Genomic DNA, 20,664 nt, shown 5'->3' with positions numbered 1-20,664 from the left:
TATCTGTTCGTCCGGGTTTGCTTTAAGAACAGGCAAAAGTCAATCCCGTTCAGGGATGAAATACCAATAAAGGAATATCGGTATGAAAAAGAATTTTACGCGTAATTTCAGGGCTGAACAATTGCGCAATCATATTGCGTTTTCGTTTGGTCATAGCGATCAAATCTATATTATTGTCACCAACATATTTCTCAAGAGCAGGAATAAACGGTTCGCCCTTTTCAAAGCCAAATTTCATCCGGTGGTTCCGGTATGTGGCTTTACAATAGTCTCTGAATTGCTCTTGTTTTCTTATTTCTGCTTTATCGGGTTTATGATTAACAAACCTGATGGCATGTATTTCGGTATGAAACGGAGTAATAAGGCGAACCAGCTTATGGATGGAAATATAATCGCTGTCGCTGAAATCGGTAATAAACAAAACCTTACTGAGTTTATCGAGGTCGACTTTCGAATTTGCCGGCACGGCAAGAACGGGGGATTCGGCTCTCTTCATTACATCAGCAGTAATACTTCCGAGCAGTTCCTTTATGGTTTCCCCTTTACTTTTGGTTCCCATAATGACCACATCGGAATTCATCTCCTTACACACTTGTATAATCACATCTTCAGGATATCCAAACTCAAATCTGTTTTGCAACTCAACATTGCGATCCTGAAGCGTAGTCATCTTGTTGATGGTCGCCTGGCATAGCGCGGTCAGCCTGTCTCTGGCATCTTGTTCCCTTCGTCGTATGCTCTCCTCGGAGTTCGGCATGTCGGGTGCGGCCTCTTCTTCAAGGTCTTCATATTCGGGAAAACTATGCAAGATAGTTATTTTCGACGGAAATTTACCGGCGAGGGTCAATGCATAAGTAAGTGCATTGACCGAATAATCGGTAAATGTAACGGGAACAAGGATGTTTATCATAGCTTTAAAAGGTTATAGCAAATTACCCAATAATACAGCAAAAGTTACAAAAAAATAAAAAAATCCCCCATTCAAAAATAAGAGAATGCGGGGATATAATTCTTTATCGTTGCAATCAGATAATAAGCATTGCATCGCCATAAGTTCCAAACCGATATTTCTCTTTTACGGCTGTCTTGTATGCTTTCATAATCAAATCATAACCGCCAAAGGCTGCCACCATCATGAGCAACGTGGAATAAGGCAGATGAAAATTGGAAACCATTGCATCGGCAACGCTGAATTCGTACGGTGGAAAAATAAATTTATTGGTCCATCCCTCAAAAGGATTCACATGTCCGTTGGTCGAAACAGAACTCTCGATGGTTCGCATCACGGTTGTTCCAACCGCACAAATTCTTCTGCGCTGATCCTTTGCTCTGTTAATGATACGGGCCGATTCCTCCGGAATAATAATCTGTTCCGAATCCATTTTGTGCTTGGTCAGGTCTTCAACATCGACAGACCTGAAACTGCCAAGGCCAACATGAAGGGTAATATAAGAAAAGTCGATCCCTTTTATTTCAAAACGTTTCAGTAATTCACGGCTAAAATGCATTCCGGCGGTTGGCGCTGCCACAGCTCCTTCGTGCCTGGCAAAAATGGTCTGATAGCGTTCTCTGTCCTCAGGTTCAACTTTTCGGTTAATAAACTTGGGCAAAGGGGTTTCTCCCAGACTGTAAAGCGTCTTCTTGAACTCTTCGTAAGAGCCGTCAAAAAGGAACCGAAGCGTACGGCCACGTGAAGTTGTGTTGTCAATAACTTCTGCTACCAATGTGTCATTTTCTCCAAAATAAAGTTTGTTTCCAATCCGGATTTTTCTGGCGGGATCCACCAACACGTCCCACAATCGTTGTTCTTTGTTCAATTCACGAAGCAGGAATACCTCTATTTCGGCACCTGTTTTTTCTTTGTTCCCATACAACCGTGCCGGAAAAACTTTTGTATTATTAAAAATAAGAACATCTTTCTCATTAAAATAATCAATGATGTCCTTAAAAATTTTGTGTTCAATTTTCCCGGTGTCCTTATGCACCACCATCAAACGCGATTCGTCGCGGTTAGGTGCGGGATGCAATGCAATAAGCTCTTCTGGCAATTTGTATTTAAACTTTGACAATTTCATAATGCCGCCTTGTAGTTTTGTATGGTTTATAATTCAAAATTTCGCACAAAAATAAGCCTAATTTATACGCAGGAATCGTCAATTTGTTTCAAAAAATTTTTTCTTATTTTTTCTCTCACATCAATTCCCGGGTGTTATTTGTGATTCACACAACGACTGCCTTTCTTCGACAATAATCAATAAATTATATAAGTCCGTTGTTTCTCCATTTTTCTATTAAAATATTAAACTGATTATCAAAATATTCAATGGTCATAGCTTTATCAATACTATAATTCCCTATTACCGTACGTCTCAAACCGGACAAATAAGCTCCGGAACCAAGGGCTATCCCCAGATCGCGGGCAAAAGAGCGTATATAGGTCCCTTTACTGCAGCGCACAAAGATTTCAGCTTCACTGTTTTGATAGTTTAATAACTTTAATTCGTGAAATATCACTTCCCGGGCCTTCATTTCCACTTCTTCCCCTTTTCTGGCCATTTGATAAGCGCGTTTGCCATCTATCCTGATGGCCGAGAACCCGGGTGGTATTTGCTGTTGTTCGCCTAAAAACCGATTCAGAGCAGTCTCAATCTCATCTTTCCTGATATGCGCGTAAGGATATTCTCTGTCAACTTCGGTTTCAAGATCGAAAGAAGGGGTTGTAGCCCCGAATTTGACTTTGGCAAAATAGTGCTTTTCTTCAGCCATCAGCCGGTCAATGTTTTTTGTTGCTTTTCCGGTACAAACAATAACCAGACCAGTAGCCAGCGGGTCTAATGTGCCTGCATGACCAACCTTTATTTTCTTTATTTTTAATCCATGCTGCAGGCGCGAGCGTATCTTTTTCACTACGTCGAAGGATGTCCATCTGTAGGGCTTATCAATCAAAAAAATCCGACCTTCAGAAAAGGCCTTTGGGTGATCAATCTGTAAAATATCTGTTGTGATTTCTATTTCCATGTAAGTTTGAATAAAACTTTTCTTCTTTTCCGGTTGCACCTCTACCGGAAACTCAAAAGTTATCAGGAATATTTAAGTCAGGTCTTCATTCAAAATTACCACAAATAGGCCCCGATTGCCAAACCTGCAACAATGGCACAATAGATGGCAAAATAGATCAACCGGCCTTTTTTGACAATCTCTATCATCCACCGGCAGGCCAGCAACCCGCTGATAAAAGCAGCCAAAAATCCTGTCAGAAGAAACCATGGGCCAATAGCTCCATCAACAGAAGCTTGAGAAACATCCGCTTTCAACAACGAGAGAATATTTTCGCCCAAAATCGGCACCAATACCATAAGGAACGAAAAACGTGCCACTTCGGTACGTTTGTTCCCGATTAATAAACCGGTTGCAATGGTTGCCCCTGAGCGCGAAATTCCCGGAAGCACAGCTATGGTTTGAGCAACACCAATCACTAAAGCATCCCAGAAACCTATATCGCGCTCCCCCGATTTGCGGAAATAAGTAAAAGCCAGTAACGTTGCGGTTATCAACAACATCAGTCCAACCACGAGCAACATATTGTCACCATCGAAAATCTCTTCCACATAATCCTTAAAAAACAACCCGACAATAGCAATGGGTATCATTGAAACAGCGATTTTTGCAATATATTGTGTTTCCGCATTCCACCGAAAACGCGAGAGCCCGAGAAGAAGCGAAACAATATCCTGCCTGAAAACCACCAGTGTACTCAAAACGGTAGCTCCGTGAACAACAACAGTAAAACGCAAACTGTCCGGGGAATCAATTCCAAATAGATGTTTCCCGATTTCAAGATGACCGCTGCTGCTCACCGGCAAAAATTCAGTCAATCCCTGAATCAATCCTAATATTAAAGCTTCAAACCAATCCATCTAATTTATTATATGCCAAATAAATATTCCTGTTTGGTGTATGTTCAGAAAGTGCTGGTTGCAATGCCTGCACGGCCGCCAAAAACGGTGTCCCGAATGAACTTTTTATTGGGTTGTTATTAAAAAAACTTACAAAAGCAACTTGGGGATGAGTATTTTGGCGACAAGCGTAACGCACCAAATGGTACTTTATGAACAGATACTATTTAACGTTAAAAATGTCCGCCCCGATAAAAAAGGCAGACATAGTTGAATGGTGCTTAACCTGATTTATTTAAAATTTTGCGGGTAAACCGGAATCAGACATGAAAAACAGGTTCTGCTATAGCCTCAGGTAATTTAAAAAGTTATTCTTTCCCCTGCTTCTTGCCTTTTTTGGTATCGGCGGGTTTCTTCATTATGGCATAAATACCGAACAGAAAGCCGAATAAGACAACAAGAGGCGCAAGGGTAATACGCCGGAAGCTGTAAATGTCTTCGTTAAAAATCTGCGGGTCTTCATTACTACTGCCGGTCATTAACACAAAGCCAATGACGACAATGATGAATGCGATGGCGAGTAACCGGTAATTCTGTTTTTCAAGCGCCATCTCCGATTTCTTTTCTGTCATTTTTTTTGGCATATTACCTTTCTTTTTAATTCCTAAAAGTCTCTTTTCGCCAATCACATTTTTTGCAGGCTCAAAAATACAAATCTTCAGCCTTCAGTCGTAAATATTTGTTTACGGCAAAAAAAGTGGAAACCAGTGTAATTAATATCCCTAAAACTATCACAATGGCAAAAAGAGTTCCAACCAACCAAAAGTTGTCGAAACCAATCATCCCTTCCATTTCATTAGTGAGGCCGTAAATAAGCGCCGAAAGCAAAACAATGGCCACGGTAGCACCGGCCAAACCATGCAATATGCCCTTTACCAGGAAGGGGCGCCGGATAAAGCCCCGTGTCGCTCCAACCAACTGCATGGTTTTGATTAAAAAACGCCTGGAATAGACCGATAATCGTATGGTGTTATTAATTAAAGCAATGGCTATAACCAACAGCAGGATGGCAAACCCACCCAGTATGATGGCTATTTTCTCAATATTTTCGTTGACCGCATGAAGCAGATTCTTCTGATAATAAACCTCTTTTACCTGTGGAAAGTTCAAAATCTGATTTTCAATAACCGCCATGCTGTCAGGATTGGCATATTCGGCAAAAACCTTAACTTCGATGCTTGATAACAGCGGGTTATATCCCAGAAAATCGACAAAGTCTTCCCCCAGTTCATCTTTCATGATGGCAGCAGCTTCTTCTTTACTCACATAAACAGCTTCGCGAACATAGGATGATGCATTCAGAATTTTTTGAAGCCTCTGAACTTCTGCTTCGCGGGAATTGTCGTTCACCAAAATGGTAAATCCCAGGTTTTCTTTTACATAAGTTGACAGCCGTTGAGCGTTCAGGATCAGAAGCCCGATAATACCCAAAAGAAAAAGTACCAGTGATATACTTATCACGGTTGTTACATAGGAACTTCTAAGTTTTCGTTTGGCGGCAGTATTGCTCATGGGGTTTAAAACATTTTCCCTAACAGAATGCAAATATAACAGAAATAAGCACCAACCCGTTAAAAATGACCGGGAATTAACAAATCGTCAGATTTTTAGATGTGATAAAAGTTACCGACACGCAGAAATATGACATAGTATCGACACAGCGCATTAATGCAAACCCCTATTCGTCCCCGACAGGCTGACAAAAAAATATGTTAAAACCATACTTGTTTGTACAATTTCTAAACAAGAGTTATAACTTTGAGAAAATATTGATGTCACTTCCTTAGCACATAAATTCATAAAACAGCCCAAAGAATTATGTATAAATTCATTTTTGGCCCGGTTCCTTCAAGACGATTGGGGATGTCGCTGGGCATCGATCTGGTTCCCCGAAAAATCTGTTCACTCGATTGTGTTTATTGCGAAGTAGGGCTTACTACTAAGCTGACAACTGAACGAATGGAATACGTCCCTTATCAGAAAGTGATAAATGAGCTGACGTCCTATCTTGAGAATCAGCCTGCTCCGGATTTTATTACCTTTTCGGGCTATGGAGAACCAACGCTCAATTCAAGAATAGGAGATGTTCTCAAATTCATCAAAGAAAATTATCCCGATTTAAAAGTCGCTGTGCTGACCAACGGGACCCTCTTTTCAGACAAGAAGGTGAGAGAAGAACTAATGAATGCCGATGTTGTGCTACCCTCTCTGGATGCAGCAACCAACAGTACCTTTAAAAAGCTGAACCGTCCTGAAAAACATTTGTCGGTTGATGACCATATTAACGGCCTCATCCAATTTCGAAAGGAGTTTAAAGGCGAAATATGGCTCGAAATATTTATCCTCCCCGACTACAATGATAACACAGAAGAACTTGAAGCACTGAAAAAGGCGATTGATAAAATTCAGCCTCACCGTATTCAACTAAACACGCTGGATCGCCCCGGAGCCATAGAGGGTTTAAGAGCCGCATCAAGGGAAGAACTGGAGAATATCCGGAAAAAACTGGGGCCGAAAAATGTTGAAGTTGTCGCAGCTACCACCACAAGGCAAGAATCCAAAGCTTACCGCAACGACACCGAATACGCCATTCTTGAAACCATTGCACGGCGTCCCTGCACCATTGATGATCTTCGATACATTTTGGGATTACATGTTAATGAAATTAATAAATACCTGGATGTTTTACATGCCAACGGCAAAATTACAACCGAAATAGGAGAACGGGGAATCTTTTACAGGATTGCATAGAAAAGTGGTTAGTATCTGTTCAAAAAGTACCCATTTGGTGAGTTACTCCAGCCACCAAAATATTCATCAGTATAAAATTAGTCTAAGTCATTGGCCTGATGGAACTCCCATGCAAAAATATGTATAAATACCATCTAACCTGTAATCATCAAAGAAACCAGAGGCATGGAACAAGATTCTTCGTCGTTACCTCCTCAGAATGACATTAGACAGTTTGTCATTCTGAGCGGAGCGAAGAATCTATCATCAATTAAAGCATGATAGGTTGCATCATTTCAATCACTTAGACTAATTTTATACGGATGAAAGTAAACACCGTTTTTGCGGGCTTCGCGAGTCTTGCAACCGGCACTGTGTGAACAAACACATGATTTGTTACAACTCCCGACTTTTTTATAGCCGGAACAAGTTAGTGAAAATTTTCTCGGGCTTATGGACATAGACCATTTCATTAAACAGCTAATGAGCCTCAAGCCAGTTTTTCCCGATTCCCATATCCACCTCAAGCGGTACTTTAAGTGAAACGGCCGATTCCATTTCTTTTTTAACAATTTGCTTTACAGTATCGGCTTCAGATTTTAAAACTTCAAAGTTCAATTCGTCATGAACCTGAAGTACCATTTTGCTTTTCAGGTTTTCCTGTTCAAAAGCCCTGTCCACTGCAACCATGGCTTTTTTAATGATATCGGCAGCAGCTCCCTGAATGGGCGCATTAATAGCATTTCGTTCGGCAACTCCCCGAACAACACTGTTGCGGCTATTGATGTCGGGCAAATAGCGACGGCGTCCAAACATGGTTTCCACATAACCTTTTTCGCGCGCCTGCTTGATGGCACGATCGATATATTGCCTGACTCCGGGAAAATTCTGAAAATATTCATCAATGATTTCTTTTGCCTCACCACGTGGAATATTTAATCGTTCGGAAAGTCCGAAAGCCGAAATTCCATAGATAATGCCGAAATTTGCTGTTTTTGCCTTTCTCCGCATATCCGGGGTGACTTTATCAACTTCTACTTTGAAAATTTTGGCCGCGGTGGCTGCATGGATATCTTCCCCTCTGTTGAAGGCTTCCAGGAGGTTTTTGTCTTCACTCAGATGAGCCATCAGACGTAGCTCCACCTGAGAATAATCGGCACTCAGGAAAAGATGATCATCGTCCGAAACCACGAAAGCTTTGCGCATCTCGCGTCCTTCTTCTTCACGGATGGGTATGTTCTGCAAATTAGGATTGGAGCTACTCAGTCTGCCGGTGACCACTACTGCCTGGTTAAAAGAAGTGTGCAATCTTCCCGTTTCTTTATTTATTAATTTAGGTAATGCCTCTACATAAGTGTTTAATAATTTTTTAAGGCCTCGATATTCAAGAATATGCTCAACGATGGGATGGCGGTCGCGAAGTTTCTGCAATATTTCTTCGTTGGTGCTGTACTGTCCCGATTTGGTTTTTTTGGCTTTATCGTCGATTTTCATTTTTTCAAACAGCACTTCTCCCACTTGTTTCGGGCTTGAAACATTAAATTCGGTGCCTGCTTCACGTTCTATCTGCGCTTCCAATTCCCGGATACGCTTTTGTAGCTTTTTGGCATACTCCTTCAGGGCACCGGTATCCAGGCAAACACCCGTATATTCCATTTCCGCCAATACTTTCAGTAACGGCATTTCGATATCCTGAAAAAGAGAGGTCATATTATATTTCTGAAGTTCTTTCAGGAGTGGCTCTTTAAGCTGGAAAGTAATATCGGCGTCTTCTCCGGCATATTCGGCCACGATTTTTTTATCGACGTTGATCATACTGCCCTGGTTTTTTCCTTTGGCACCGATGAGTTCTTCAATCGAAACCGGTGTATAATTCAGATACGTTTCAGCCAAAAAATCCATATTGTGCTTCAGTCCGGGCTGAACCAGGTGATGAGCAACCATTGTATCGAAAAAGGGTCCCTTTATATCAGTGCCGTAACGTTTCAGCATCAGGTAATCGTATTTGAGATTTTGCCCGATCTTTAGAATCTTTTTATCCTGAAGCACACTTGCAAATCTGCCCACAATGTTTTGTGCTTCTTTTTTGTCTTTAGGAACAGGAACATAGTAGGCTTCCCCTTTCTTAAAGCTAAAAGACAAACCGACGAGTTCATTTTTCCAGACATCAATGGCCGAGGTTTCCGTATCAATACAGAACTCGCTTTGCACGCTCAGGTCGGCTGCCAATGCATCAAGTGCCTGCTGCGATTCAACCAGATAATATTGATGGCTTGTTTCATTAATTGTTTTTTTCGATGATCGCGAAGGAATGTCTGTCGCTTCTTCATCCCCGAAAAGAGAGCCCTGAGTGGCCGAATTTCCTGGTTTTCCTGCAATTTTCTCCCACAGTGTTTTAAACTCCAGCTCTTCAAAAACAGGTTGAAGTTTTTCAAGATCGGGACTACCATGCAGGAATAATTTTTCATCGAATTCAATCGGGACATTGATATTAATGGTTACCAGTTTTTTGGACAGCTCGACCTGATCTTTATACTTGATGAGATTCTCCTTCTGTTTACCGGAAAAATCATCGATATGGGCATAAACATTTTCAATAGAGCCATATTTGCTGATAATATCCTTCGCTCTTTTTTCACCAATGCCGGGACATCCAGGAATGTTGTCGGCACTATCGCCCCAGAGTGCGAGGAGATCGATTACCTGCCCGGGATTTTCGACACCAAATTTTTTGCGTATTTCGTCAATGCCCCATTCTTCAATTTCATTTCCTGCCGATTTGGGTTTGTACATCAGCGTGTGTTCCGTAACGAGCTGCGCATAGTCTTTATCAGGGGTTACCATAAAAGTTTTAAAGCCTTCGGCTGCAGCCTTTCGCGATAAGGTTCCCACCACATCATCCGCCTCATACCCGTCAACCTGAATAATATTGATATTGAAGGCTTCCAATATTTTCTTGATGTAAGGAACTGCCTTTTTGATGTCTTCCGGTGTCGCTTCCCTGTTGGCTTTATATGCTTCGTAAAGTTCGTTCCGAAAAGTCGGTCCGGACGGATCAAAAGCCACTGCGATGTGAGAAGGATTTTCCTTGTTCAACACTTCGAGCAACGAATTGGTAAACCCAAAAATGGCCGAGGTATTAAGTCCTTTGGAATTAACACGGGGATTTCGGATAAATGCATAATATGCCCTGAATATCAGCGCATAAGCATCAAGAAGAAAGAGTTTTTTTTCTTTTTCAGACATGATGTATCGGCTTTATTCCCGAAAATTAAGAAAAAAAGCACAACTACTCATTATCGGAAGCATACCATTCGGCAAAAGAATTGGAAGTCTCGTGTAGTTTCAGACTAAAAAGTTTGATGTGACGGGGAAGCCGTGTCTTTATTCTCTGCACAAAATCAAGCAGGAGGTTTTCACAAGTGGGCTGATAAGAAACGAGGTGGAGACGGTCGGTGAGCTGTGTTATCTGTGATAGTTGAGCGGCATCTGCCCGGTTACTCAAAACAAGAGAATGATCCATTTTTTCAACGATTTCCTGTTCGACAATCTTCTTCAGATCGCCAAAGTCCATGACCATTCCGTATTTGGGATTATTTTCATCATTACAGGGTTCGCCAATTATTGTTACCTGCAGGATGTAAGAGTGTCCGTGAATATTTTTGCACAATCCGTCGTAATTCCACAAAGCGTGACTCATTTCGAAACGGAACTCTTTCGTTAATCTGATCTTCGCCATTATCTGCCCTTCAATACAATATCAGAAAAATTTCAGTCAACCGAGCAACGGCTGACACATTCAACAATATTCCGTAAACTATCGTGCTTCAGAAAATAGTAAGTGTTTTTACCTTCTCGTTGAGATGCCAGAACACCTTTATCTTTAAGAATGCCCAAATGATGAGAAGTAGTACTTTGCTCAATATTCAACAAGTTGTGAATTTCGGTGACAGTTAACTTTTTACCATCTTCAAGATGACTTAAAATAGCGATACGCATGGGATGCGCAATTGCCTTAAGCATACTCGCGGCACGATCGAGCTGTTTAGCATCAAGGTCTTTAATTTTCATTGCTTGTACTTCCATTGTCAATAACTTTCAACAAAATTTTCGGGGTAAATTATTGAGTGCAGTCTAAAAAGCCTTTTGACCCTTAAATCCCCTAAAGGGGACTTTTCCAAACTGCTGATTTTAAGCAGTTTTCCCTTTAGGGCTCAGGGGAATAAAAATGGTAAAATCAGCAGTTTGAAGGCTTTTTATACTGCACTCATTATTGCTTCTCTACATCATATCGTTCGTTGAACATTTGAATATCCTAAAAGCCATTCAGTAATGATCTGATCTTTAACCGCCGGAAACGATATAATTACCATTTTACTAACAGACAAATATAATGAAGATATTTTGATTATTAGATATTTAAATTTTTAAAATATCCAAATATATAGATGACATTGATATTTAAGAGCGGTTAAAACACAAATACGCATCAATTTGTTATTTTTGACAGTTGAGTACAGTCTAAAAAGCCTTTTGACCCCTAAATCCCCTAAAGGGGACTTTTTCAAACTGCTGATTTTTAGCAGTTCCCTTTAGGGGTCAGGGGTAAAAATGGTAAAAATCAGCAGTTTGAAGGCTTTTTATACTGCACTCACAGTTGAGGGACAGAATCTAAATAAATCCGGAACAATCATTCCGTTTCGGTTTGAAAAGAGAAATAGAGATAAACAAACCAATATCAATGAAGATATCATCCAAAATAACATTTCCTATAGAAAAGGAAATGAAGAAGTTCGGGCCCTATTATAAGAAGAACTTCGACACACAAATCCCTTTGCTCAACATTATCACCAATTACCTGATTCGCCGTAAGGGAAAACAGATGCGCCCGATGCTGGTTTTCCTGTCGGCAAAACTGAATGGAACAGTCAACGATGGCACTTATACTGCAGCCGGATTAATTGAGCTTCTTCATAATGCCACATTGATTCATGACGACGTAGTAGACGAAACTTATCAGCGGCGTGGTTTTTTTTCCATCAATGCTTTATGGCGCTCTAAAATTGCCGTACTGGTTGGCGACTATTATCTTGCCATGGGACTTATTAAAGCACTTGAAGAGAACCAAACCGAAGTACTCAGAATTGTATCGGAAGCAGTGAAAGAAATGAGCGAGGGAGAGCTACTCCAAATTGAAAAATCAAGAAAACTAAATATTACTGAGGATATTTATTATGATATTATCCGAAAAAAGACAGCTACTCTTATCGCTGCCTGCACTTCTGCCGGTGCATATTCGGTGGGCGCAACGGATGAAGACGTGTCAAAGATGCATGACTTCGGACTGAATCTGGGCATTGCATTCCAGATAAGGGATGACCTGTTGGATTATGAAAAGACCAACCTGGCAGGAAAACCATCCGGCAATGATCTGAAGGAGAAAAAAATGACGCTTCCTCTCATCCACGTGCTCTCGCAACAATCTCCTGCCAAAAGAAAACAGATTCTCAGCACCATAAAAAAACATCATAAAAACGGGAAAAAAATTGCACCCGTCGTTGAATTTGTCAAAGAGAACGGAGGCATAGATTATGCCCGAAAAAAAATGACAGAATACAGGGACAAAGCGCTATCCATTTTGAAAACCTTTCCCGAAAGTGATGTCCGCGAAGGGTTGGAAGAGTTGGTTTATTATACTACTATCCGAAAAATATGATATTAGCCCCGCATAAAAAGCATCTTTGTTGACAAACTCATTGTTGTTTTAAAATTTTGAATCCTCATTAACAACAAGTTAACTCCGGTACAAAAATTTAAAACGTCTGAATCCTGACAAAATATGCTTTTTATACTGTACTCATGATCTTTGTCCCGCAATTTTTTTATTCGTTTTAAAAGCATTTCGAATATGTTCTTCCTTCAAGATCGGCAAGGTCACTCATCAAATTATTGGCCAGTCGGCTGGCGCCAATCCTGAAACGCTCTGGTGTAAGCCACTCATCACCAAGCACCTCTTTTACAATACCATAATATACCAAAGCATCGTCGGTAGTTGAAATACCTCCTGCAGGTTTTAAACCAACAGCTATGCCGGTTTCCCGGTACCAGGCCTTAATAGCATGAGCCATAATCCACACCGCACCGGGAGTGGCAGCAGGACTGAGTTTCCCGGTTGAGGTTTTAATAAAATCGGCGCCGGCAGCCATTGATAAGATCGATGCTTCCCAAATATTCTCTGTGCTTACTAAAGCTCCTGTTTCAAGTATAACTTTCAGAAAAGCATCTCCCATTATTGATTTAATGGCTTTTATCTCTTCCATAACGAGCTCGTGGTTACCTTCAAGAAATTCTCCAACCGACAGGACAATATCTATTTCATTGGCCCCCAGTTCAAGCGCCTTTCTGGTCTCCAGAATTTTCAAATCAAGAAAAGTCTGCGAAGAAGGAAAGCCTGCAGAAACAACTGCTCTTTTAACATCAAGCTTTCCAATCCGGGCTTTCAGCACGCTGGCAAAAACAGGATAAACACAAACCGCTGCCACTAAAGGCAGATCGGGATATTGCCGGTGAAAAGAAATCAGGTTATCACAAAACGCCTGAACAGAATTTGCACTGTCGGTGGTATTCAGACTCGTAAGGTCAATACACGAAAATATGGTCTTCAAATTATCGGGAATCATATACTCCCCAAGATTTGAGGAGCCTTCAAACGACGGCATTTGCTGAAGATATTTTCCATATTTCCCCAGAAGGTGTTCCGTTACTTCCATTTTATTTTAGTTTTGGATTGTTTTTATGACGGTTTTTATCGCGTTGCGTCTTTTTTATCACCGATTGCTCAAACGCAGCAGTAAGGTCAACGCCGGTCTGATTGGCCAGACAAACAAGAACCCATAAAACATCTGCCATCTCTTCCTCTAAACTGAGTTCTTCGCCGGCCTTAACAGATTGATCGCCGTATTTTCGAGCCATCACCCTTGCGAGCTCGCCGACCTCCTCGGTAAGTATGGCCATATTGGTAAGTTCATTAAAATATCTTACTCCATGCTCTTTAATCCATTCGTCAACTCTGGCTTGTGCTTCCCGTATATGCATGATCGTCAATGTTTGTTTTTGGTATCTATAATAATCGTTACAGGGCCGTCGTTCATAACCTCAACGGCCATAGATGCGCCAAACTCCCCGGAGACGACCTCATGCCCCAAAGCGGATGAAAGCGTTGTTTTGAATGATTCGTACAAGGGCATAGAAACGTCAGGTCTTGCCGCATCCACGTAGGACGGCCGGTTGCCTTTCTTTGTCCTGGCATGAAGTGTAAACTGGCTGACAACCAAAATCTCACCGTTTATATCTTTAACAGAACGATCCATAACCCCTCGCTCATCATCAAAAATACGAAGATTAATTATCTTATTGACCAGCCATTTGATGTCTTCCTCACCATCGTTTTCAACAATTCCTACAAAAACCAGTAAACCTTTTCCGATACTTCGGGTTTCTTTTTTATTAATGGTTACAGAAGCCCGCGAGGCACGCTGAATTACAACTTTCATCCGTATATAATTAGCCTAAGTTATTAAAAAGATGCAACTTATCATACTTTAATTGATGTTAGATTCTTCGCTTCGCTCAGAATGACAAACAGCTAAGGTTGAGGTTGAGATTGAGATTGAGATTGAGATTGAAGTTAAGGTTGAGAGTTCATCACAGTTGACGCAGATGAACACAGATTATTTTTATTAACATCAATAAAAATCACATTTTAGTCTGTTTGCTTTTTTAGATTCTCCCCTTCGTCAGAATGAAAAAGGGCCTCTTGTCATTCTGAGGAGGTAACGACGAAGAATCTTTCTCTTGTTACAACAAAGTTTTTTTAGCCATTTTTTATTATTCAAAAACTCTTTGCTACTGATGAGATTCTTCGCTCCGCTCAGAATGACAAACTGTCTAATGTCATTCTGAGGCGGTAACGACGAAAAATCTTTCCCTGTTTTTGGTTTCTTTGATGATTATAGGTTAGATGCTGTTTATACATGTCATTTGTGACAAACCTTGTTATGCTCATTTCATAAATGTAAAGATAATTGACACATTATTTAATAATTGACACGACACCGGCATCATAAAAATAGTATTTTTATGGCTCATCACAATAGTCGAACGGAATCTTCGGATTATCTATGATCGTTAAATAAAGCTTAGTTGCTATTATAGGAATTTGAATCCAACAAAGAATATCAACTATATATATGGCATTAAAAATTGTAATTTAAAATTTTATACGTTTTTATTGAAGTATTACTTGACTTTTAAGTCCCCGATATTGCAATATTAGAAATGTACAACGACAATGGACAAAAGTACGCTATTCTTAACAAGTGAAACAGATGACCCGGCATTCAACCTGGCAGCCGAAGAAGTGTTATTAAGAGATCACACAGAAGACATAATATTTCTTTATATAAACAGGGAGGCAGTGATCGTCGGGAAACATCAAAATACACTCTCGGAAATCAACCTCAAATATCTGGAGGAGAACCACATTCCAGTTTTCCGTCGTCTTTCGGGCGGCGGCACCGTATACCACGACCATGGGAACATCAATTACTGCCTCATTGAAAACGGTGAACCAGGAAAATTGGTCGATTTTGTACGGGCAACCACACCTGTGGTTGAAGCTCTTAAGGGTTTTGGTATTGAGGTAAGGCACGGGAAAAGAAATGATCTGCTGGCAGGCTACAAAAAAATTTCGGGAAATGCCTGCCATGTTTATAAATCACGATCAATGCATCATGGAACCTTACTTTATAAAACCAACTTGAAGCATCTTACTGAAAGTTTAAAAACAGGGACAGTAAAATTCAGGGATAAGTCGGTAAAATCGGTCAGAAGCGAAGTCATCAACATCTCTGATATAATACAAACTGATATGTCACCATCTGAGTTTATGCAGGAACTTGGTCAAAAACTGGCATTCAAATTTAAGGCAATACCATATAATTTTACTGATGAAGAGCTACACCAAATCAACCAATTGAAAAAAGAAAAATATGAAACGTGGGAATGGAACTATGGCTACAGTCCTGTATATGAATTCAGAAAAAGAAGTAAATCACAAAATTACATATTCTCAATAAAATTAAAAGTAGAAAAAGGAATAATTAAAGATATTGATATTCAAAGTAACTTTCCAGATCAGAATGAAATACAAAAAGCCCAAAATGCCATGAAGGAAACCTACCATGAAAAGAATCACCTAAAAGCCAAGCTTAACGGATTCTCCCCGGAATTAACAGAAGCAATACTGCAAACGGTATTTTAAAAGATGAGTCCACTCCTAAAAGTCTCTTTTGGGCATCGCCCCAAAAAGAACCAAAAGGTCTGGTTCGTTTAAACCTGTCAATCCACGTCAGACTTAATTTCCGGCCATTGCGGAAGGCCTGAAAAGGCGCCCATTAAGCCTTCCCGCCAACCGCCAGGCCTGAAAACGGACAGGCCAACGCGTCTTTGAACAGTGAATCTCTTTTAATCACAAACCAGTTTTTCAATCTGCAAGTCGTTTACAAGTACCCCTTCTCAGGCACAGATTTAATTTAAGATTTGCTTAAAAACCTTGTACTTCAAAGGGAAAAATTCACCATAAGCGCTTTATTTGTAAACTATTAGATATTTTTCAGCAAGCCCTGATTATCTATCAATCAGCGTTGGTTAAAACTATTTTTTAAAGAAGGCGGTAATTTTGTCAGCTTTGCTCTCTCCCACTACTTCAGCTATTTTCGCTTTGGCTGCTTCCTCAACGTTTTTTGCAGAACCAAAATGATTAATCAGTTTTTTAATTGTTTCCGGTCCTACCCCCGGAATCTCTTCAAGGCGGGATTTCAAAAAGGAACTACTTCTCTTATTCCTGTGAAAAGTAATCCCAAACCGGTGGGCTTCATTTCTCAGATTCTGAATTAACTTGAGTGAAGGGGAATTTTTATCCAGATAAAGAGGAACCGAATCTCCGGGATAATAAATTTCCTCAAGCCGCTTGGCAATACCAATAATGGTAATTTTTCTGTCGAGATCAAGCTCTTGTAATGCTTTAACTGCAGAACCCAATTGTCCTTTACCTCCATCGATTACAACAAGTTGCGGGACTGGTTGGTTTTCTTCAAGAATACGTTTGTAGCGTCGAAAAACCACCTCCTGCATTGAGGCAAAATCATCAGGCCCCTCAACTGTTTTTATATTAAAATGGCGATATTCCTTTTTTGCCGGCTTTCCATTTTTGAAAACCACACAAGCGGCAACCGGATGATGCCCCTGAATATTGGAATTATCAAAACACTCGATATGCACGGGTAATTTATCCATGCGCAAGTCCTTTTTGACCGTTTCAAGAAGTTGAACATTACGGGGCACCTTCGCATGATTGGCTTGTTGCTTCAATTTTTCGAGACGATAATACTTTACATTTCTTTCGGATAATTCGAGTAATTTCTTTTTATCTCCAATCTTGGGGATCAGAAATTTAACATCCCTGAATTCTACATCCGGTTTAAATGGTACAATAATCTCCGGAGCATTGCTGTGGAGTCTCTCACGAATGTCCGCAATAGCAAGGGCAAGTAAAGAAGTAATATCTTCATCCATTTTCTTTTTATACTCGATGGTGTGTGCCTGGATGATGGCACCGTTCACTACCTTCAGAAAATTAACATAGGCAGCATTTTTATCATCAATGATAGAAAATACATCCACATTATTGATTTTAGGATTTACAACGGTCGATTTACTTTGGAATCCTTCAAGTATTGTCAGTTTCTTCCTAATATCTTCTGCTTCCTCAAATTTATATTCTTCAGCCAGCTTCATCATGGTTTTTTTCATGTACTTCATGACCGAAGTGATATTCCCTTTTAAAATGCTTCTTATCTCATCAATATATTCCAAATATTCTTCCTCCCGCTGAAGACCTTCACACGGCCCTTTGCAATTGCCCAGATGATATTCAAGACAGACCTTAAATTTTCCTTTTAAAATATTTTCCTGTGTGAGTGCATGCCGGCAAGTTCGGAGGGGATATAACTGACGAAACAAATCGATAAGCGTCTTCACCATCATACCGCTGGTGTAAGGCCCAAAATATTCGCTGCCATCCTTTATAATTTGTCTTGTTGAAAAGACCCTGGGGAAGGGTTCGTTTTTTATGACTATCCAGGGAAAACTTTTATCGTCCTTAAGCAGAACATTATAGCGGGGCTGATATTTTTTTATTAAATTATTTTCAAGAAGCAGCGCATCCTCTTCTGTATCCACAACAATATATCGGATGTCATGAATCTTCCTGACGAGTATTCGGGTTTTTGCATTATCAGGTACTTTCTGAAAATAGGAAGAGACTCTTTTCCTTAAGTTTTTTGCTTTGCCAACATAAATTATCTTCCCGGACTCATCAAAATACTGATACACGCCCGGGTCATCCGGCAAAACCGCAATTATTTCTTTCAGATATTTCTCTCTGTTGTCTTTATTAGTCCCCATCAAGTCTATTCAAAAAGTGAAATAAACTCAAAATTTTCACCGTCAAACAAACCTTTATCTCCCAGCTTCATTTTCGGAATAACCAAAAGCGACATAAAAGATAAGGTCATGAAAGGAGATTTCAGTTGTGTTCCCAGTTTTTTTGCCACCTTATCAATACGGGCATAACTTTCTGCAACCTCTTCCCCGTCTTTATCACTCATTATACCCCCCACCGGCAATGGAAGTATTTCTTCATATTCATCAGATGAGACAGAAAGTCCGCCCTTTGCCTCCATAACCATATTAACAGCGCTTGCAATGTGACGGTCTTCGACGCCAACAGCTACCACATTATGACTGTCGTGTGCCACAGAGGAAGCAATGGCACCATTCTTCAAACCAAATCCCTTAATAAAACCAACCGCAACCGGTTTATTTTGATAACGGTCGACAACCACTATTTTCAAGATGTCATTATCTGTGTCAGACTCTAAATGCTCTTTTCCTTCGATTTCTTTTGAAAAAGCATCTGTTACCAATTCTCCATCAAAGCAACGAATAACTTTTAATTTACTTGCTCCTTCCGGAACATCAATGCTAAAATCGTTTTCAGAAACTAACCTGGAAACAAAATGATTTACAATCTCCACACTTTGCTTATCAAAAAGAAGTCCCCGATCAGAATCAAAGACTTTCTGTCCGTCAATATAGGTTTGCAGAATATTGAATTTGTCGGGATGATCGATAACAATAAAATCTGCATTATCCCCCTCCCTAAGCAATCCGACAGGAAGATTATAATGCATTACAGGATTTAATGATGCAGCTCTAAGCAGGTTAAAAATGTCCACACCTTTATTTATGCCCAATTTAACAAGTTTGTCGATATGACCTTCGTGTATCAATTCATCCGGATGAGAATCGTCAGTACACAACATTAAAGATTCGGGATGAGATTCAAATAAACTGAAAAGCGCCTCAAAATTCCTGGCTGCACTACCCTCTCTGATTTGAATTTTCATTCCCATTTCAATTTTTTCTAATGCTTCTTCCAGCGAAAAACATTCATGATCGGTTGATATCCCAGCAGAAACATATTTTCTCAAGCCTTCGCCCCTTAATCCGGGAGCATGTCCGTCAACAGGAAGTTTTCTTTTTTTTGCGCCATTTATTTTACGCAACACCTCCTTATCGCCATTAATAACTCCGACGAAATTCATCATCTCACTCAAGAATAAAATTTCTTTTTTATCCAGTAAAAATTCAACATCCTCATGATCTATAATTGACCCGGAAGAGTCAAGACTGGTTGCGGGAACACAGGAAGGTGCACCAAAAAAACACTTAAGCGGTGTCTTCTTTGAATCATCAATCATATATTCAACACCTTTCACCCCTAATACATTGCCAATCTCATGAGGATCAGTAACAACACCAATTGTTCCACGTGGAACAACCAGTCGTGAAAAACTGGAAGGCACCAACATACTACTCTCTATGTGCACATGAGAATCAATTAATCCAGGCAAAATATAATGGCTGTAAGATTTGTTATTTTTTTCTATTTTATTAATTCTCCCTTGAGAAAAAAAGAGAGTACCGGCATAAATTTCCCGCCGGTGAATGTCGATTATGTTTCCTGAAATGGTTTTCATCCGTATAAAATTAGTCTAAGTTATCGGTCTGATGCAGCCCGTCCCGAGAATCGGAAGTCGCTTCTTTGCGATCATAGCGTTCCTTTAATTTTGCGTTCTTAGCGTGGAATATTTTTCCAACACCTCAAAATAATAAATGGAACTCGCATGCAAAAACTTATACATGTTCTGTTGTGACAAACCTTGTCATGCTCGTTTCATCCTTATAAAATTTATCCGAATTGTTGGAATGATGCAACCTATCATACTTCAATTGATGTTAGATTCTTCGCTTCGCTCAGGATGACAGGGCATCTAATGTCATTCTGAGGAGGTAACGACGAAGAATCTGTTCCCTGTTTTTGGTTTCTTAGATGATTAGAGGTTAATTATACATGTTCTTTTGTGAAGAACCTTACTTCTTAAATAAAAAAATGCAATGTAAATAATTTAAAATTTAAGTATTATTCAGCAGACTCTTCAAAAAGTCCATTTTACTCAATGTATCTGCTGATATGCTCCGTGTAAATCCTTCAATACTAATCTCAAATAAAAAAATATTTATACCATGTTTTCTATAAAAAACCCGCCTGTTAAATCGGCAAATTTATAACTACTCATTTGTTAGTCGATAAAATAACCGTTACAGAAATTTCAAAACCCGAAAACAGGGCATTTAATTACATGAATCAATAACTTTCGAACAAGTCTAAAACATTAGCCTACATATTACAGACAATCAGTATTTCAATAAAATCATTAAATCAAGAAAATTGAATGGCCGATATAAAAAAATTATCACAAAAACACCTGTGAACGGAAACATTAATATAAAA

Annotated in this window: 17 protein-coding genes; 3 read left to right on the top strand and 14 right to left on the bottom strand. The window is 39.9% G+C overall.

The window, feature by feature from the left end; translation table 11 throughout:
- Window positions 1-49: 49 nt before the first annotated feature.
- The 6 genes from ATH1_RS0106365 to ATH1_RS0106340 form a co-directional block, all read right to left on the bottom strand.
- The gene (locus ATH1_RS0106365) at window positions 50-910 is read right to left on the bottom strand and encodes a universal stress protein (RefSeq protein ID WP_010419105.1); all 861 of its coding nucleotides are present in this window, start codon (window positions 908-910) and stop codon (window positions 50-52) included.
- 115 nt (window positions 911-1,025) lie between these two features.
- Window positions 1,026-2,075, bottom strand: coding sequence for a tRNA preQ1(34) S-adenosylmethionine ribosyltransferase-isomerase QueA (gene queA, locus ATH1_RS0106360; RefSeq protein ID WP_010419102.1), 1,050 nt, complete (start codon window positions 2,073-2,075; stop codon window positions 1,026-1,028).
- A gap of 184 nt (window positions 2,076-2,259) precedes the next feature.
- On the bottom strand, window positions 2,260-3,018 hold the full coding sequence (gene truB, locus ATH1_RS0106355) for a tRNA pseudouridine(55) synthase TruB (protein ID WP_044114957.1): 759 nt from the start codon (window positions 3,016-3,018) through the stop codon (window positions 2,260-2,262).
- A 95-nt stretch (window positions 3,019-3,113) separates the two neighbouring features.
- The gene (locus ATH1_RS0106350) at window positions 3,114-3,917 is read right to left on the bottom strand and encodes an undecaprenyl-diphosphate phosphatase (RefSeq protein ID WP_010419098.1); all 804 of its coding nucleotides are present in this window, start codon (window positions 3,915-3,917) and stop codon (window positions 3,114-3,116) included.
- Between the two features lie 347 nt (window positions 3,918-4,264).
- Window positions 4,265-4,540: a DUF3098 domain-containing protein gene (locus ATH1_RS0106345; protein WP_044114974.1), complete on the bottom strand. Its 276-nt coding sequence runs from the start codon at window positions 4,538-4,540 to the stop codon at window positions 4,265-4,267.
- Between the two features lie 58 nt (window positions 4,541-4,598).
- Entirely contained in the window at window positions 4,599-5,468 is an 870-nt protein-coding gene (locus ATH1_RS0106340) for a cell division protein FtsX (RefSeq protein ID WP_010419093.1), read from the bottom strand.
- A 306-nt stretch (window positions 5,469-5,774) separates the two neighbouring features.
- Here ATH1_RS0106340 and ATH1_RS0106335 point away from each other — a divergent pair, with 306 nt between their 5' ends.
- Window positions 5,775-6,707: a radical SAM protein gene (locus ATH1_RS0106335; RefSeq protein ID WP_010419091.1), complete on the top strand. Its 933-nt coding sequence runs from the start codon at window positions 5,775-5,777 to the stop codon at window positions 6,705-6,707.
- Window positions 6,708-7,166: 459 nt separating this feature from the next.
- Here the strand turns inward: ATH1_RS0106335 and polA are convergent, their stop codons facing one another.
- Genes polA through ATH1_RS0106320 form a run of 3 tightly spaced genes read right to left on the bottom strand, consistent with a single transcriptional unit; the run spans window position 7,167 to window position 10,772 of the window.
- Window positions 7,167-9,932 carry a DNA polymerase I gene (polA, locus tag ATH1_RS0106330; protein ID WP_010419088.1) on the bottom strand — a complete coding sequence of 922 codons (2,766 nt, stop codon included), beginning with the start codon at window positions 9,930-9,932 and terminating at the stop codon, window positions 7,167-7,169.
- 43 nt (window positions 9,933-9,975) lie between these two features.
- Complete coding sequence (locus ATH1_RS0106325) at window positions 9,976-10,425, bottom strand: 6-pyruvoyl trahydropterin synthase family protein (protein ID WP_029163988.1); 450 nt, start codon at window positions 10,423-10,425, stop codon at window positions 9,976-9,978.
- Window positions 10,426-10,457: 32 nt separating this feature from the next.
- Window positions 10,458-10,772 (bottom strand): ArsR/SmtB family transcription factor, encoded by a 315-nt coding sequence (locus ATH1_RS0106320; RefSeq protein ID WP_010419084.1) that lies wholly within the window; start codon window positions 10,770-10,772, stop codon window positions 10,458-10,460.
- Window positions 10,773-11,427: 655 nt separating this feature from the next.
- Between ATH1_RS0106320 and ATH1_RS0106315 the strand changes: the two genes are divergently transcribed.
- Window positions 11,428-12,402 carry a polyprenyl synthetase family protein gene (locus tag ATH1_RS0106315; protein ID WP_010419078.1) on the top strand — a complete coding sequence of 325 codons (975 nt, stop codon included), beginning with the start codon at window positions 11,428-11,430 and terminating at the stop codon, window positions 12,400-12,402.
- A gap of 175 nt (window positions 12,403-12,577) precedes the next feature.
- Here ATH1_RS0106315 and deoC read toward each other — a convergent pair whose 3' ends face one another.
- From deoC to dtd, 3 genes are read right to left on the bottom strand one after another with little or no spacing between them, the layout of a single operon-like run.
- A complete protein-coding gene (deoC, locus tag ATH1_RS0106310) occupies window positions 12,578-13,456 on the bottom strand; it encodes a deoxyribose-phosphate aldolase (RefSeq protein ID WP_010419076.1) in 879 nt (292 codons plus the stop codon).
- Between the two features lies 1 nt (window position 13,457).
- Window positions 13,458-13,781: a nucleotide pyrophosphohydrolase gene (locus ATH1_RS0106305; RefSeq protein WP_010419075.1), complete on the bottom strand. Its 324-nt coding sequence runs from the start codon at window positions 13,779-13,781 to the stop codon at window positions 13,458-13,460.
- A 5-nt stretch (window positions 13,782-13,786) separates the two neighbouring features.
- Entirely contained in the window at window positions 13,787-14,239 is a 453-nt protein-coding gene (gene dtd, locus ATH1_RS0106300) for a D-aminoacyl-tRNA deacylase (protein ID WP_010419072.1), read from the bottom strand.
- A gap of 797 nt (window positions 14,240-15,036) precedes the next feature.
- Between dtd and lplA the strand changes: the two genes are divergently transcribed.
- A complete protein-coding gene (lplA, locus tag ATH1_RS0106295; RefSeq protein ID WP_010419069.1) occupies window positions 15,037-16,008 on the top strand; it encodes a lipoate--protein ligase in 972 nt (323 codons plus the stop codon).
- Between the two features lie 392 nt (window positions 16,009-16,400).
- Here the strand turns inward: lplA and uvrC are convergent, their stop codons facing one another.
- Both uvrC and ade read right to left on the bottom strand, forming a co-directional pair.
- Window positions 16,401-18,212, bottom strand: coding sequence for an excinuclease ABC subunit UvrC (uvrC, locus tag ATH1_RS0106290; RefSeq protein ID WP_010419066.1), 1,812 nt, complete (start codon window positions 18,210-18,212; stop codon window positions 16,401-16,403).
- A 5-nt stretch (window positions 18,213-18,217) separates the two neighbouring features.
- Window positions 18,218-19,849, bottom strand: a complete 1,632-nt coding sequence (ade, locus tag ATH1_RS0106285) for an adenine deaminase (RefSeq protein WP_010419064.1) — start codon at window positions 19,847-19,849, stop codon at window positions 18,218-18,220.
- Window positions 19,850-20,664 lie beyond the last annotated feature (815 nt).

The sequence above is a fragment of the Anaerophaga thermohalophila DSM 12881 genome, assembly GCF_000191885.1.
GTDB lineage: Bacteria > Bacteroidota > Bacteroidia > Bacteroidales > Marinilabiliaceae > Anaerophaga > Anaerophaga thermohalophila.
Note: the sequence above shows the minus strand (reverse complement) of the source record. Positions and strands in the feature narration are given on the sequence as shown.

Coding starts and splice junctions, on each gene's coding strand:
- lplA (WP_010419069.1), top strand. CDS start 15,037: ATGGACAAAAGTACGCTATTCTTAACAAGTGAAACAGATGACCCGGCA.
- ATH1_RS0106350 (WP_010419098.1), bottom strand. CDS start 3,917: ATGGATTGGTTTGAAGCTTTAATATTAGGATTGATTCAGGGATTGACT.
- ATH1_RS0106345 (WP_044114974.1), bottom strand. CDS start 4,540: ATGCCAAAAAAAATGACAGAAAAGAAATCGGAGATGGCGCTTGAAAAA.
- ade (WP_010419064.1), bottom strand. CDS start 19,849: ATGAAAACCATTTCAGGAAACATAATCGACATTCACCGGCGGGAAATT.
- queA (WP_010419102.1), bottom strand. CDS start 2,075: ATGAAATTGTCAAAGTTTAAATACAAATTGCCAGAAGAGCTTATTGCA.
- ATH1_RS0106340 (WP_010419093.1), bottom strand. CDS start 5,468: ATGAGCAATACTGCCGCCAAACGAAAACTTAGAAGTTCCTATGTAACA.
- truB (WP_044114957.1), bottom strand. CDS start 3,018: ATGGAAATAGAAATCACAACAGATATTTTACAGATTGATCACCCAAAG.
- ATH1_RS0106365 (WP_010419105.1), bottom strand. CDS start 910: ATGATAAACATCCTTGTTCCCGTTACATTTACCGATTATTCGGTCAAT.
- ATH1_RS0106320 (WP_010419084.1), bottom strand. CDS start 10,772: ATGGAAGTACAAGCAATGAAAATTAAAGACCTTGATGCTAAACAGCTC.
- polA (WP_010419088.1), bottom strand. CDS start 9,932: ATGTCTGAAAAAGAAAAAAAACTCTTTCTTCTTGATGCTTATGCGCTG.
- deoC (WP_010419076.1), bottom strand. CDS start 13,456: ATGGAAGTAACGGAACACCTTCTGGGGAAATATGGAAAATATCTTCAG.
- ATH1_RS0106325 (WP_029163988.1), bottom strand. CDS start 10,425: ATGGCGAAGATCAGATTAACGAAAGAGTTCCGTTTCGAAATGAGTCAC.
- ATH1_RS0106335 (WP_010419091.1), top strand. CDS start 5,775: ATGTATAAATTCATTTTTGGCCCGGTTCCTTCAAGACGATTGGGGATG.
- dtd (WP_010419072.1), bottom strand. CDS start 14,239: ATGAAAGTTGTAATTCAGCGTGCCTCGCGGGCTTCTGTAACCATTAAT.
- ATH1_RS0106315 (WP_010419078.1), top strand. CDS start 11,428: ATGAAGATATCATCCAAAATAACATTTCCTATAGAAAAGGAAATGAAG.
- ATH1_RS0106305 (WP_010419075.1), bottom strand. CDS start 13,781: ATGCATATACGGGAAGCACAAGCCAGAGTTGACGAATGGATTAAAGAG.
- uvrC (WP_010419066.1), bottom strand. CDS start 18,212: ATGGGGACTAATAAAGACAACAGAGAGAAATATCTGAAAGAAATAATT.